The sequence below is a fragment of the Sphingomonas sp. IC-11 genome (assembly GCF_021043365.1).
GTDB lineage: Bacteria > Pseudomonadota > Alphaproteobacteria > Sphingomonadales > Sphingomonadaceae > Sphingomonas.
On the sequence record NZ_JAJNDU010000001.1, the window covers coordinates 100,917 to 114,716 of the forward strand.

The following is a 13,800-nucleotide window of genomic DNA, read 5'->3' on the forward strand; positions in this document are numbered from 1 at the left end:
CCGCGGGTTCGCGACGGAATGCTCTAAGTCTTTGATTATGCCGAAGATCGCGTTTGGCACAGAAGCTGCAAAAGGTTGGTCATGAACGGCAAGGCCGTCACTGATCGGAGCAATCTAATGACCACCGAAGCCAAGAAGCTTACCAACCCCAAGGACAATCTACTGGGCATTTGCAACGCGCTTGGAGAAGATTTCGGTTTCAATCCGCTGTGGCTGCGGCTTGCGCTCGGCGCAGCGTTCGTCATCCAGCCGGTCGGCGTTGTCGTCACCTATCTCGCGCTCGGCCTGGTGGTTTTGGTGTCGCGAATCGCATTCCCGAATGCTCGCGCGAAGCATGACCTTCAGAACGTGAGTGCTTCCGCCGAGCCGACCGTCACGCCCGCCAATGAACCGGAAGGCCCGGCATTCGCCCAAGCTGCGTAAAGCCCCAAAAAGTTGCCCGGTCCTTTCGTTGGGAAAGGAGCCGGGCAGGTTGCCCGTGAAATCACGGGCTTGGGTCGCACATTATGGTTGGCAGGTTTTGCGTCGCCGGCACATCCCCCAAAAGGGGGAGAACCCAAAAAAACGAACGAGTTCGGACCTAATTGCGCCCGTCCGGCTTGCGTGGTCGACACGGCGATGCCGAGCGCTTAGTCGCTCCTGGCGATCAGGGGGTGACGATGACGACAGCATTGCGCGTGGCACTGGCGGGGCTCGGAACGGTTGGCGGGGGCGTGATTCGCGTGCTCGAGGCGAACCGCGAGTTGATCACGCGGCGCGCTGGCCGGCCGATCGAGATCGTTGCTGTTTCCGCGCGCGATCGCACCAAGGATCGCGGCGTCGACATCAGCGGCTTCGAATGGGTCGACGATACCAGCGCTCTGGCGCGGTGTGATGCCGATGTGATCGTCGAACTGGTCGGTGGGGCTGACGGTCCGGCGCTGGCGCTGGCGCGGACGACATTGGCGGCGGGCAAGGGCTTTGTCACCGCGAATAAGGCCATGTTGGCCCACCACGGACTGGAACTGGCAGAGGCTGCGGAATCGGCAAAGGTGCCGCTGAAGTTCGAGGCCGCGGTTGCTGGCGGTATCCCTGTGATCAAGGGCTTGCGCGAAGGTGCCGCCGCCAACGCGATCGGCCGGGTCTATGGCATCCTGAACGGCACCTGCAATTTCATCCTCAGCAAGATGGAAGCGGAGGGGCGCGACTTCGCCGAGGTGCTCGCAGAGGCGCAGGCGCTGGGATACGCCGAATCGGATCCGTCCTTTGACATCGACGGGGTGGATGCCGCGCATAAGCTTTCCATTCTCTCCTCGGTCGCCTTCGGCACGCGGCCTGCCTTCGGCAATGTCGCGGTCAGCGGCATCCGGCACGTGATCGCCGCCGATATCGCCGAGGCAGCGGCGCTTGGTTATCGTGTCCGGCTGGTCGGCGTGGCGGAAGCGGGCAGCAATGGCCTGTTCCAGCGGGTTCACGCCCACCTCGTCCCGGCGGATCACCCGCTGGCGCACGTCACCGGCTCGACCAATGCAGTGGTGGCAGAGGGCAATTTCGTTGGTCGTCTGCTGTTCCAGGGCGCCGGCGCGGGCGATGGGCCGACTGCGAGCGCGGTGGTGGCTGATCTGATCGACATTGCGCGCGGCGAATATGGCCCGCCTTACGCGATGCCGGTCGCCTCGTTGGCAGAAGCCCCCGCGGCACCCGTCGGTGAGCGCCGCGGCCGCGCCTATCTTCGCTTCACCGTCGCCGATCGAGTCGGCGTGCTGGCGGAGATCGCCGCTGCGATGCGGGATGCTGGCGTGTCGATCGAAAGCCTGATCCAGCGCGCCGCGTCGGTAGACGGAACGGCGCTGGTCGCGATCGTCACCCATGAAGCGCCGGAGTCGCACATCGGAGCCGCACTGGAGCGTCTGCGCGGCTCCCAGAGTCTCGCTGGCGAGCCGCTCTGGATGCATATTCTCGACTGATCTGTTGGGCGTGGAGGGGCGGCTCGCCGGCCTCGGCACTTCAGGGGCTGGCCTACGCTGCTATTTGCTGTATTAAGGCAGCATGACAGCGCTGAGCAACGAAGACAGCCCGGTCTACATCAGGCTCCGCGGAACCATCGCGGCGGGAATTTTGCGCGGTGATTTCCGCGCGGGCGATCAGTTGCCTTCGGTGCGGGCGCTTGCCGCGGAACATGGTGCGAATCCGCTGACGGTGGCCAAAGCATATCAGTCGTTCCAGGACGAAGGTTATGTCGAGGTCCGGCGGGGCGTGGGCATGTTCGTATTGCCTGGTGCCGCTGAACGCCTTCGGCTCGCGGAGCGGGACGCGTTTGTCACCCAGCAATGGCCGCGGATTCGGGCCTATATCGATCTTCTCGGGCTCGACACGGCGACCCTGCTGGATCGCGAATCGGCCTGAGCCTCAGTGGCTCGCGCAACGCTTTGGTTCGTGGCAGGCTGGCTACCCCTTGGAGGCTCGGCTTGATGGACCTCACCTTCGTGAAGCGTAGCGGGAAGTTCGATGAACTCACCATTAGGCGGGCGGATGCCACCACGGAGACGATTTCGTGCCCAAAACAGGGCATCATCCCCCACGACATGATCCACTATGCGGTGGAAAGCGTGCTCGCGCACCGTGGCTTTCTCTCGCTCGTGGCACAGGGGCAAACAGCCGACTACGCCGCCAGTGGCGGTGCTCACGAGGAAGCGATCGAGCGGCTGGTCGAGACGTTTCAGGCTGAAATGTGGGGCGGGAGGGTTCCCGCGGCCGATCTTATTGCAACGTACGAACATGCTTGCGGAGCGCGGGGCCACGCCATTGTCGCAGTCGCAGCGAACGACATTGCAGCCATCCGTGACCGGCTTGACGAGCTTGGCCGCCAATGGGCCGGCGTTCCCACCAACGGAACGCTGACCCTCCGCCTTTAACCGAACCGGAGGCAGTAGCGCCGGTTGCGCCCTAGCTTCCGGTGTTCTTCATCGCCTCGAGCAGCGCCTTTACTTCCTGGCTGCGTCCGCGCGGTAGCACGAGCACGTCATTGCCTGATGCCACGACGATCAGGTCGCTGACGCCGACCATGGCGATCCGCACGCCATCGCTGCGCGCCAGGCAATTGCTCGTGTCGAGCGCGATCACTTCGCCCCGGATGGCGTTGCCCGCCTTGTCACACGCGCTGATCGAATGGAGCGCATCCCAGCTGCCCACATCGTTCCAGCCCATTGCCACCGGCACCACGGCCACGCGATCCGACTTTTCCATGACCGCATAGTCGATCGACTGGTTTGGCGCCTCCGAAAAGGCGAGCGTGGACGGGCGGATGTGGGTGCCGGCGCGCTCCCCGTCCGCGATCGAGCGTCGTACTGCGTCGAGCATCGCCGGTTCATGCTGCGCCAGCGCTTGAAGGAATGCATCGGCGCGAAACAGGAAAATGCCGCCATTCCAGGCATGGTCGCCGCTGGCCAGCATGGCCTCTGCTACCTCGCGCGGCGGCTTTTCGACAAAGCGGTCGACGCGATGAACCCCCTGCTGAATGGGCTCCCCCACCTTGATATAGCCATAGCCGGTTTCCGGCGCGTCCGGTGTGATCCCAAACGTGACGAGCCAGCCCTGCTCCACCATCGGCAAAGCCGTTTGCACTGCGGTGCGGAACGCCTCCACATCCTCGATCACGTGATCCGATGGCATGACCAGCAAGGGAGCGTCCGGTTCGCTGGCGCACAGCGCAGCCAGCGCGATCGCGGGCGCCGTGTTCCTGCCGATCGGCTCCAGGATCAGTGCTTGCGGGCGGCAGCCAACGCCAGCGAGCTGCTCCTCGATCATATCGGCATGGCGGGCGTTCGCCACAACGATGGGGGCGTCGAACCGCTCGCCCGACGCGCGCGTCGCTGTCAGTTGAAGCATGGTCTGCTCCGCCGTCAGCGCGAGCATCTGCTTCGGTCGTTCAGGCGTCGACATGGGCCACAGCCGCGTGCCCGATCCACCGGACAGGATTACCGGGATGATCGACGTCATGCGCGCAAGCTCCTCATGGCATGATGCACGGCCCGCAGGGGTGCGGTCCGCGCGAAGGAAAGTGGAAGATGCCCCGTCGCTGAATGCACCGGGATTGTTTTCGATCCAACCGCCCGTTCAATCTTTCTTTGCCAATTCCTGTAACAGCCCTCGTGTCGGTTTCCCTTACACCATAGGGACAAGCGCGGGCGATGATCAGGGTCTTCAAACATTACGTGCCGAACGCGGTCGTCCTGCTGGGGCTGATCGACTTTGTCCTGCTGCTCGCCGCAGCCGAAGGTGGGTGGCTGTTGCGTGCCGCCCAGATCGACATGCTGCCGGAGCCGATCTGGGGCCGGCTTCCGCAGCTTGCCGCCTTTGCCGTGCCACTCACGGTCGCGATGGTGGGGGTTGGCGCTTACCAGGCTGACGTTCTGGTCTCATTCCGCCAGGCCGTGATGCGGCTGACCGTGGCGGTATGCCTTGGCGTGATCTTCCTCAGCCTGCTCTATTTTCTTATGCCGACGGTCACGCTCTGGCGGTCCAGCCTGTTCTACGCGATGTTGTTCGCGATTGTCGGGCTCATCATGGCCCGGCTGCTGTTCCGTCGCATGCTGGGAGGGGAGCGGTTCCGGCGCCGTGTCGTGGTGCTGGGGGCGGGCCATCGTGCTGCCCGGCTCGGCGCGCTGGAACGGGCGAATGGCGCCAGCTTCGTCGTTGCCGGCTACGTCGCGATGGGCGAGCCGATCATCGCGGTGACCGAAGCCGTGCCACGCGCCGACATTCCCAATCTCGCCACCTTTGTCGTCGAACGGGGCGCGACCGAGGTGGTGCTGGCGATTGAGGAACGCCGCAACGCCCTCCCACTCAAGGATCTCCTGCGCGTCAAGACGACCGGAGTCCATGTGAATGAGTTTTCGACCTTTTTGGAACGCGAGACCGGGCGCATCGACCTGGCGAGCGTCAATCCATCCTGGCTGATCTTCTCCGATGGCTTTGCGTCCGGACGAATGCTGTCCGCCATGGCAAAGCGCGCCTTCGACATCGCCGCGAGCGGCCTGCTCTTGTTGATCGCGCTCCCGGTGATTGCTCTGACTGCCATTGCCATCAAGCTGGAAAGCCGCGGGCCCGCCTTCTATCGTCAGCGCCGTGTCGGCCTCTACAACGAGCCGTTCGACATCCTGAAGCTGCGCTCGATGCGGCAGGATGCCGAGGTCGGCGGAGAGGCCGTCTGGGCGCAGGAGCGCGATCCCCGCATCACCCGCATCGGCCGCGTGATCCGCAAGGTGCGCATCGACGAACTGCCGCAATGCTGGAGCGTGCTGAAGGGTGAGATGAGTTTCGTCGGCCCGCGTCCCGAACGGCCGCAATTCGTCGAGGAATTGGAACAGCAGCTCCCATTCTACGCGGAGCGGCACATGGTGAAGCCCGGAATCACCGGCTGGGCACAGATCAACTATCCCTACGGCGCGTCGATCGAGGACGCGCGTCACAAGCTGGAATATGACCTTTATTACGCCAAGAACTACTCGCCCTTCCTCGATTTGTTGATCCTGCTTCAGACGCTGCGGGTCGTGCTCTGGCCCTCGGGCGCGCGGTGAACGCTGCCCCGATCACCTTGTGGACCCATGCGCTCGCCGCGCTGCTGTTCGGCACGTTGGCGCTGTCGCAATGGCGTGGCGGCGGGGTATTGCCGCGTGCGCCCTTTCTGGCCGGCCTGTTTGCAACCGCGCTCTGGGCCCTCGCCGTGGCCGGTCTCGACGCCCGCGACGTCGCTACCCGGCTGGCCGAATGCGCGCGCAACCTGACGTGGCTCTGGCTGATGTATTCTCTCGCCCGGCGCGAGCCGAATGATCGTGCCTGGCCGTCGGTTCGCGCCGTCTATGCGGCGGTGGCAGTCGTAACGATCGGGTGCGGCATTCTCGCTCTCGGGTCGGTCATGGTGAACGATGCGCGGGCCGTGCTGGCACTATTGCGCACCCGCTTGCTGCTTCAGATGCTGGGCGCGACAGGCGCGCTGATTCTGGTGAACCGTCTGCGGCAAGGCAGCGTTTGGCGCCGGCACAGCGGGGAGCGGATGGCCATCGTCGCCCTGGCGATGATGTGGTCCACCGATCTGTTGGTGTTCGCCAGCGCCTGGCTCACCGGCCACTGGCCGGCCGGTCTCATTGACTTGCGCGGTGCGGTGATGGTCGCGCTGACGCCGCTGTTCAGCCTTGCCGTGCAGCGGGCTGACGAGCGTAAGATGCAGGCTTCGCGCACCGTGGCTCTGCTCTCCCTCGCGATGGTCGCGGTCGCGCTGTATGTTGCCGTGACGGCGCTGGCCACCGCGATCATCGGTTCGGTCGGTGGCAGCTACGCGCGGGTGGTGCAGACGGCGCTGATTTTCGGCACGACGGCGGCCTTGCTGGCGCTGGTGTCCACGCCTTGGACTCGGGCGTGGGCGCGCGTGCTGGTGTCGAAGCATTTGTTCAGCCACCGCTACGATTATCGGACCGAATGGCTGCGTTTCACGGAGACGCTCGGCGCGCCCGGCACGCATGAAGCCTCGCCCCTCGACGTTCGCGTGGTCAAGGCGGTCGCGGACCTGACCGACTCGCCCCGCGGGCTCCTGCTCCTGCCCGATGGCGCTGCGCTGGGTACCGCGTCGGCGTGGAACTGGCCGGACGCGCCGTCGACTGATCAGCCGGACGAGCGGCTCTTTGTCCATCTCGCCGCCACCGGGAGGATCATCGAGCTCGACGCTGTGCGCGCCGGCACGGCCGATCCTGCCGACCAAGGCTGCGTCTCGCGGTGGCTACGCGACGATGAACATGCCTGGGTGATTGTCCCGCTGCGGCATCTGGGCCAGCTCGCCGGCGCCGTCGTCCTTGCACGGCCAGCGATAAACCGAGCGCTGGATTGGGAGGATTTCGACCTGTTCGGCGTGGCCGGGCGCCAGGCTGCCAGCTATCTGGCGGAAGCAGGCGCCCATGCCGCGCTCGCCGATGCGCAGCGGTTTGACGAATTCAACCGCCGCTTCGCCTTCATCATGCATGATTTGAAAAATCTGGTCAGCCAGCTGACGCTCGTCGCCCGCAATGCGGAGCGGCATGCGGACAATCCCGCGTTCCGCGCGGACATGGTGGCAACGCTGACCGATTCGTCGGATCGGATGAATGCCCTCCTCGCGCGGCTGTCGCAGCATCATGCCAGTCGCGCGGAAAAGCCTCAGCCGGTCCCTTTGCTCGCGCTGGCGGAACGGATTGCCGCCGGACGCCGGGCCCAGCATCCGGTCACGGCATCGGGGGACCCTGGCGCGCTCGCGCTGGCTGACCCCGGCGCTCTGGAGACGCTGATCTCTCACCTCGTCCAGAATGCGGTGGAGGCAAGCGCGGCGGGAGCGGAGGTGCAACTGATCGTCTCGGCTGCTGACGGAAAGGCCAGCATCACGGTGGCCGATCACGGGCGCGGCATGAGTCCGGCGTTCGTCCGCGATCAGCTATTCCGCCCCTTTGTCTCAGGAAAGCCCGGCGGCTTTGGCCTCGGCGCGTTTGAGGCACGCCAGCTTGCCGAAGGGATGGGCGGCTCGATCAGCGTGTCGAGCCGCGAAGGGGCGGGATCCAGCTTTCGTGTGGCATTGCCGCTGGCGCCGCGGACCATGGGGGGAATGGAATTGGCGGCATGAAGGGAACGCGCAAGCTGCTCATCGTGGAGGACGATCTCGGGCTGCAGCGCCAATTGCGCTGGGCCTACGATGGCTGTGAAGTGCTTGTCGCGGCCGATCGCGCTGGTGCGATCGACATGGTACGCGCCGAGGAACCGGCGGTGGTCACGCTCGATCTTGGCCTTCCGCCCGATCCGGACGGCACCAGCGAGGGCTTCGCGGCCCTTGCCGAAATCCTGTCGTTGAAGCCCGACACGAAAGTGATCGTCGCGTCCGGGCACGGTGCCCGCGAAAGCGCGCTGCAGGCGATCGCTGATGGCGCCTGGGATTTCTACCAGAAGCCGATTGATATCGATGCCCTCGGCCATATCGTGGCGCGCGCCTTTCACGTCCACGATTTGGAGGCCGAGAACCGGCGTCTTGCCGCCCGCGACGCGGGTCCGGCACTCGGCGGCCTGATCACCGCGGCACCTGAGATGATCAAGGTGATGCGCACAATTGAACGGGTGGCACCGGCTGACGTGTCGGTCATGCTGCTCGGCGCCAGCGGAACGGGCAAGGAGCTGCTCGCCCGTGGGCTGCACGACGCGTCCCGACGCTCCGGCGGGGCGTTCGTGGCGATCAACTGTGCGGCAATCCCAGACACGCTGCTGGAAAGCGAACTGTTCGGGCATGAAAAGGGCGCCTTTACCGGGGCGGTGAAAACCACCGAGGGGAAGATCGAGCAGGCGGCCGGCGGTACCCTGTTTCTTGACGAAATCGGTGACGTGCCGCTCCCCCTCCAGGTGAAGCTGCTGCGCTTTCTTCAGGAACGGGTGATCGAGCGGATCGGCGGCAGGCGCCCGATCCAGGTCGATACGCGCATCGTGTGCGCCACTCACCGCGACATTGATGCGATGGTCGCGGACGGCTCGTTCCGCGAGGACCTTTATTACCGCTTGGCCGAAATCGTCGTGCGCATTCCCTCGCTCGCCGGTCGGCCCGGCGATGCGGCATTGCTCGCCAGACATTTCGTCACGCGATACGCGTCGACGATGAACCCGGCGGTTTCCGGCCTGTCATCCGACGCGCGCGCCGCCATCGACGCTCATGACTGGCCCGGCAATGTGCGCGAACTGGAAAATCGCGTGAAGCGGGCGGTGATCATGGCCGATGGCAAGTCGTTGACCGCCGCGGATCTCGATCTCGCGGCGGCCGGCGATGAAGCCGTCAACCTGCGCGCTGTCCGTGAGGCGGCAGACCGTCGCGCCATCCGTCAGGCTCTCGCCCGCGCGGATGGCAACATTTCCCAGACTGCGCGCCTCCTCGGCGTCAGCCGGCCGACCCTGTATGATTTGCTCAAAAGCTACGGCCTGCATGATTGAGGAGGGCAGGCGCTATCCGCTGCTCCGCCGACGGCGGCGTAGTCGCACGGGCGCGAGCGCGGGCATGGGCAAGGCGTCGTGGCGGATGGCGCGCGTGGTGGCGATGCTCGTCGTTACCGCGCTGGTGCTCGCCGCGATCGTGCTCGTGGCACGCCGCGCCTCTCGGCCTGATCCGGATGAAGCATTGCGGGCCAGTTTCGCGGCGCTGAAGCGCGGCAACTACAGCGCCGCGCGCAATCACGCTCTTGTGGCGGCCGATGGGCCGGACGCCGGGCGCGGCAATGCCGTGCTTGGCCGCGTCTATCTCCTCTTGGGTGACGGCGCTGCAGCCGAAGGAGCGCTGAACCGCGCCGTCGCTGCCGGCATGCCGCGCGCGCGCCTCCACCAATTGCTGGCCGACGCTTATCTGTTGCAGGGCAATGCGGATCGTGCACTGTCGGAGGCGGCGCACGCTAGTGGCCGCTACGCCGCCTATGCCGCCCGTGTCCGTGCCCGTGCCATGGCGACCAAGGGCGACGTGCCCGGCGCCACGGCGCTGCTGAACACGATCCTGTCGCGCAGCCCGAACGATGCGAGTGCCTGGGCTGATCTTGGTCGCATCCGCATGGCGGCGGGCGACGTAGCTGCCGCCGACCTCGCGGCGCGCCGGGCCGTCGCCTTGGCGCCTGCCAGCCTCGACGCCATCGTGCTCTCGGGGGAGGTGGTGCGCAGCCGCTACGGCCTCACGGCTGCGCTCCCATGGTTCGGCCGGGCGCTGGAACTCGACGCTTATTACCTGCCTGCACTCATCCAATATGCCGCCACGGCCGGCGACGCGGGCCAATATACCGGCATGTTGCAGGCCACGCGCCGCGCCCTCGCTGCGCGGCCGAACCACCCTCAGGCGCTGTACCTTCAGGCCGTCATGGCTGCGCGCGCCGGCAACCGCGATCTTGCCCGGGCGCTGCTCGGGCGGATGGGCGATGCGGGCCTTGCCATGCCGGGGGTGGTGCTGCTCACCGGCATGATTGCCTATGCAGACGGCGCCTATGAACAGGCCGTCGTCAGCTTTCGTGAAATCGTCGGACGTCAGCCAATGAACCTGGTCGCACGTCGTCTGCTCGGTGCTTCGTTGCTGCGCTCAGGCGATGCGCGGGGCGCGCTTGATGTGCTGCGGCCGATCGCCGTTCGCGCTGACGCCGACAGCTATACGCTGGCGCTCGTCGGGCGAGCCTTTGAGGCGACGGGCGAGCGCGACTGGGCGGCGCGGTTCCTGGATCGGGCGGCGCGCCCGGCGCTGGCTGATCCGGAACTGTTCGCCAGCGACGGGAGCACGGGGACGCTAGCGGCCGCTGTTGCTGGTGCCCCCGGCGACCCGGCGATCGCAGTGGCATATGTCCGCAGCTTGCTCGACGCAGGTGAGGTCGCTGCCGCGGAGCAGCGCGCTCGGGCGATTGCCACCGCCTCGCCCGGGGCGCCCGAGGCCCAACTGCTGGCCGGGGACATCCTGGCGATCCAACGCCGGTTCGGCCCGGCGCTGGTCCGTTATCGGCAAGCAGCCAACCTCCGGTTCGACATGCCCGCGTTGCTGCGGCTGGCGGAGGCTGCGAACCGCACGGGCGATGGCCGCGAAGCAGTCTCGGCTCTGTCGCTTTATCGGGCGCAAAACCCGCAAGCCATCGCCGCGCATCGGGCGCTCGCCAATCTGCAGCTCGGCGCGCGCGACTGGACGGGCGCGGTCGAGACGCTGGAACGGCTGCGCCACAATGTCGGCGAGCGCGACGCGCTGATCCACGCCCAGCTTGCCTATGCCTATACGGCCGCCGGCGATCCGCAGGGGGGCGCGGAACACGGCCGCACTGCCTATCAGCTGTCACCCATGAACCCTGCTGCGTCCGACGCCTACGGCTGGGCATTGTACGAGGCCGGTGACACGGGCGCGGCTTTGCAGCTGCTGGAAAAGGCGGCGAAGCTCGCGCCTGCCCACGCCGGCATTCGGTGGCATTTGGGCCAGGCGCTGGCTGAGGCAGGCCGCACTGTTGAGGCACGTCAGGCAATCACTCAGGTCCTACGCGACCCTGGCTTTCCCGATCGCGCACCGGCGGCCGCCTTGCTGAAGCTTCTCGGCCATTGACGGCCGCACGCGACCGGGCAACGCCACGTGGTTGCAGTGCCGCCCGACCGAACCTAGCAGCAGGCTATGGACGATCTCGCCCGCATCGCCGCCGCGCTTGAACGTTTGGCGCCGCCACCCCCACAAGCGGCTGATCCGCTGGCGCACCCCGCTTATGTCTGGCGGGACGGCGCCCTGGTCGCGGCGCGCGCCTTCGCGCCGCTGCCGCTCGATCTCCTGCGCGGCGTCGAGGCGCAGCGAGAGCCGTTGCTCGCCAATCTGACGCGCCTGTCCGACGGGCATGCCGCTCAAGACGTGCTGCTCTGGGGCGCGCGCGGGACGGGCAAGTCGGCGCTGGTCAAGGCATGCGTCGGGGCTATCCAGTCTGCCGGGGGCCAGCTTGCCCTGGTCGAGGTGCCGGCCGATCGGTTGGACAGTTTGCCGGCATTGTTCGACACGATCGCCGGCGTGGAGCGCGCCTTTGTGCTGTTCCTGGACGATCTCGGCTTCGACGCCGCCGCCGACGCGCGCAGCCTGCGATCCTTGCTGGAGGGCGGGGCAGAGGCTCGGCCGGCCAATGCGCGTCTGGTGGTCACGTCCAACCGCCGGCACCTGATCCCGCGCGACATTCACGAGCAGGAGAATGCGATCAACCCGCGCGACGCCGTGGATGATCATCTGGCGCTCGCCGACCGCTTCGGCCTCAGCCTCGGCTTCCACGTCGTCGATCAGCCGCTCTATCTCGACATCGTTCAAGGCTATGCCGATCGCCATGACCTCGCGTTTGACCCACAGGATGCGCTGCTATGGGCGACCAAGCGCGGCAGCCGATCGGGCCGGGTCGCGTGGCAATATGTCGTCGATCTCGCCGGTCGCGCCGGCAAAAAGCTATAAGGCCGGCACTGCTGCGATCGAGGCCGTTTTGCGCCGCACCTAGGCCAGCGCTTCCGCCATCTCGGCCAGTTCGAGCCAGCGCAGCTCCGCCATTTCCTTCTCCTCGCGCGCTGACGCGATCGCCTTCATTAGCCGATCGAACTTCGCCGGATCACGCGCGTACAGCTCCGGATCGGCCAGCAGCGACTCGTCGCGCGCGATGGCGGCGTCGAGCTGCTCGATCTTCTTGGGCAGCTGATCGAAGTCGCGCTGATCCTTGTAGCTCAGCTTGGTCCTCGCCTGCGGAGGCGGGGCAGGGGCCGCGGGCGCTCCCTTGGCGACTGGCTTCTTCTCGATCTGCGGCGCGCGCTGCCGCTCCCAATCCTCATATCCCCCGGCCACCACGTCCACCTTGCCGGAGCCGTCCAGGCCCAGCGTGACGGTGACGGTGCGGTCGAGAAAGTCACGGTCATGGCTGACAATCAGGACAGTGCCCTCATAGTCTGCGATGACCTCCTGCAGCAGATCCAGCGTCTCGAGATCGAGATCGTTGGTCGGCTCGTCCAGCACCAGCAGGTTGGAATGACGAGCGAATTCCCGCGCGAGCAGCAGGCGCGAGCGCTCGCCACCGGAAAGTGAGCCTACCTTCGCCTCGGCAAGGCTGGGATCGAAGAGAAACTCCTTGAGATAGCCGTGGATGTGCTTCTTCGCGCCCAGCACGTCGATCCAGTCGCCGCCATCCGCCAGCACTTCGCGCACGGTCTTTTCGGGCGCCATCAGCTTGCGCTGCTGGTCGATGACGATGCCGTCCAGGGTCTTGGCCAGCTTTACGGTGCCGCTGTCCGGTGCAAGTTCACCGGTGAGCAGGCGAAGCAGCGTGGTCTTTCCCGCGCCGTTTCTGCCGACGATACCGATGCGGTCGCCCCGGGTAACGCGAAAGGTCAGATCGCGGATGATCGTGCGCCCGTCATAGCTCTTGTTGACGTGCTCGGCGTCGATCACGACCTTGGTCTTGTTGTCGTCGCTGCCCATCGCCAACGCGGCTGCACCCTGCGGCCCGATCATGGCGGCCCGCTCCGCTCGCATTTCCTTCAGCTTGGAAAGCCGGCCCTGATTGCGCCGGCGACGACCCGTGACGCCGCGCTGCAGCCAATGCTCCTCGATCTTCAGCTTGGCGTCGAGCTTTTCCGCGGCGCGCTGCTCCTCGGCATAGACCTGCTCGGTCCAGGCATCGAAACCGCCGAACCCCACTTCCGCCCGGCGCAGGTTGCCGCGGTCCAGCCACAGCGTCTGCTTGGTAAGGCGCGTCAGGAATGTGCGGTCATGGCTGATGACAACAAAGGCACCCCGGAAACGCCGCAGCCAATCCTCCAGCCATTCGATGGCCCCAATGTCCAGGTGGTTGGTCGGCTCGTCCAGCAGCAGCACGTCGGGATCCTGCGCGAGGGCGCGCACGATGGCGGCACGACGCCTTTCGCCGCCCGAGGCGGTCGCTGCTTCGCGCGACAGGTCGATGCCGAGCTGGTCCGCAATCGCGTCGGCTTCGAAATGCTGCGGGGCATCGCTGCCGGACAGCACATAATCCGCAAGGGTCGCAAAGCCGGAAAGGTTGGGATCCTGCTCCAGGAGGATCACGCGGGTTCCAGGAACGATGGTACGTCGGCCCTCGTCGCTCTCGATAGTGCCGGCGATCAGCTTCAGCAGTGTCGTCTTGCCGGCGCCATTGCGACCGATCAGGGCAAGTCGATCGCGTGGGCCGACATAAAAGTTCAAGTTGCGGAACAGCCAGCCGGCCCCCTGAATGAGGCCGAGGTCTTCATACGCTAGGATTGGGGCAACCATGGACGCGGCAGATAGGGGTGCGGGGG

The 13,800-nt window shown here is 66.1% G+C and carries 11 protein-coding genes; 9 read left to right on the top strand and 2 right to left on the bottom strand.

Going from position 1 to position 13,800, the window contains the following annotated elements; genetic code table 11:
• The first annotated feature begins 81 nt into the window (after nucleotides 1–81).
• The 4 genes from LQ954_RS00385 (at nucleotide 82) to LQ954_RS00400 (ending at nucleotide 2,894) form a co-directional block, all read left to right on the top strand.
• Nucleotides 82–423 carry a PspC domain-containing protein gene (locus tag LQ954_RS00385; protein WP_231021380.1) on the top strand — a complete coding sequence of 114 codons (342 nt, stop codon included), beginning with the start codon at nucleotides 82–84 and terminating at the stop codon, nucleotides 421–423.
• 236 nt (nucleotides 424–659) lie between these two features.
• The gene (locus LQ954_RS00390; protein WP_231021381.1) at nucleotides 660–1,946 is read left to right on the top strand and encodes a homoserine dehydrogenase; all 1,287 of its coding nucleotides are present in this window, start codon (nucleotides 660–662) and stop codon (nucleotides 1,944–1,946) included.
• A gap of 82 nt (nucleotides 1,947–2,028) precedes the next feature.
• The gene (locus LQ954_RS00395; RefSeq protein WP_227771177.1) at nucleotides 2,029–2,385 is read left to right on the top strand and encodes a GntR family transcriptional regulator; all 357 of its coding nucleotides are present in this window, start codon (nucleotides 2,029–2,031) and stop codon (nucleotides 2,383–2,385) included.
• Between the two features lie 65 nt (nucleotides 2,386–2,450).
• A complete protein-coding gene (locus tag LQ954_RS00400) occupies nucleotides 2,451–2,894 on the top strand; it encodes a hypothetical protein (RefSeq protein ID WP_231021382.1) in 444 nt (147 codons plus the stop codon).
• 31 nt (nucleotides 2,895–2,925) lie between these two features.
• Here LQ954_RS00400 and LQ954_RS00405 read toward each other — a convergent pair whose 3' ends face one another.
• Nucleotides 2,926–3,921, bottom strand: a complete 996-nt coding sequence (locus tag LQ954_RS00405; protein WP_231022681.1) for a sugar phosphate nucleotidyltransferase — start codon at nucleotides 3,919–3,921, stop codon at nucleotides 2,926–2,928.
• A gap of 248 nt (nucleotides 3,922–4,169) precedes the next feature.
• On the opposite strand from LQ954_RS00405, the gene LQ954_RS00410 reads away from it, so the two are divergent.
• From LQ954_RS00410 to LQ954_RS00430, 5 genes are all read left to right on the top strand, one after another.
• On the top strand, nucleotides 4,170–5,558 hold the full coding sequence (locus tag LQ954_RS00410; protein WP_231021383.1) for a TIGR03013 family XrtA/PEP-CTERM system glycosyltransferase: 1,389 nt from the start codon (nucleotides 4,170–4,172) through the stop codon (nucleotides 5,556–5,558).
• Nucleotides 5,555–7,624, top strand: a complete 2,070-nt coding sequence (gene prsK / locus LQ954_RS00415; RefSeq protein ID WP_231021384.1) for an XrtA/PEP-CTERM system histidine kinase PrsK — start codon at nucleotides 5,555–5,557, stop codon at nucleotides 7,622–7,624. Before LQ954_RS00410 ends, prsK begins: the two co-directional genes overlap by 4 nt.
• Nucleotides 7,621–8,967 (top strand): PEP-CTERM-box response regulator transcription factor, encoded by a 1,347-nt coding sequence (gene prsR, locus LQ954_RS00420; RefSeq protein ID WP_231021385.1) that lies wholly within the window; start codon nucleotides 7,621–7,623, stop codon nucleotides 8,965–8,967. Before prsK ends, prsR begins: the two co-directional genes overlap by 4 nt.
• Nucleotides 8,960–11,080 (top strand): tetratricopeptide repeat protein, encoded by a 2,121-nt coding sequence (locus LQ954_RS00425; RefSeq protein ID WP_231021386.1) that lies wholly within the window; start codon nucleotides 8,960–8,962, stop codon nucleotides 11,078–11,080. Before prsR ends, LQ954_RS00425 begins: the two co-directional genes overlap by 8 nt.
• 66 nt (nucleotides 11,081–11,146) lie before the next feature.
• A complete protein-coding gene (locus LQ954_RS00430; protein WP_231021387.1) occupies nucleotides 11,147–11,953 on the top strand; it encodes an ATP-binding protein in 807 nt (268 codons plus the stop codon).
• Nucleotides 11,954–11,992: 39 nt separating this feature from the next.
• Here LQ954_RS00430 and LQ954_RS00435 read toward each other — a convergent pair whose 3' ends face one another.
• On the bottom strand, nucleotides 11,993–13,774 hold the full coding sequence (locus LQ954_RS00435; RefSeq protein ID WP_231021388.1) for an ABC-F family ATP-binding cassette domain-containing protein: 1,782 nt from the start codon (nucleotides 13,772–13,774) through the stop codon (nucleotides 11,993–11,995).
• Nucleotides 13,775–13,800 lie beyond the last annotated feature (26 nt).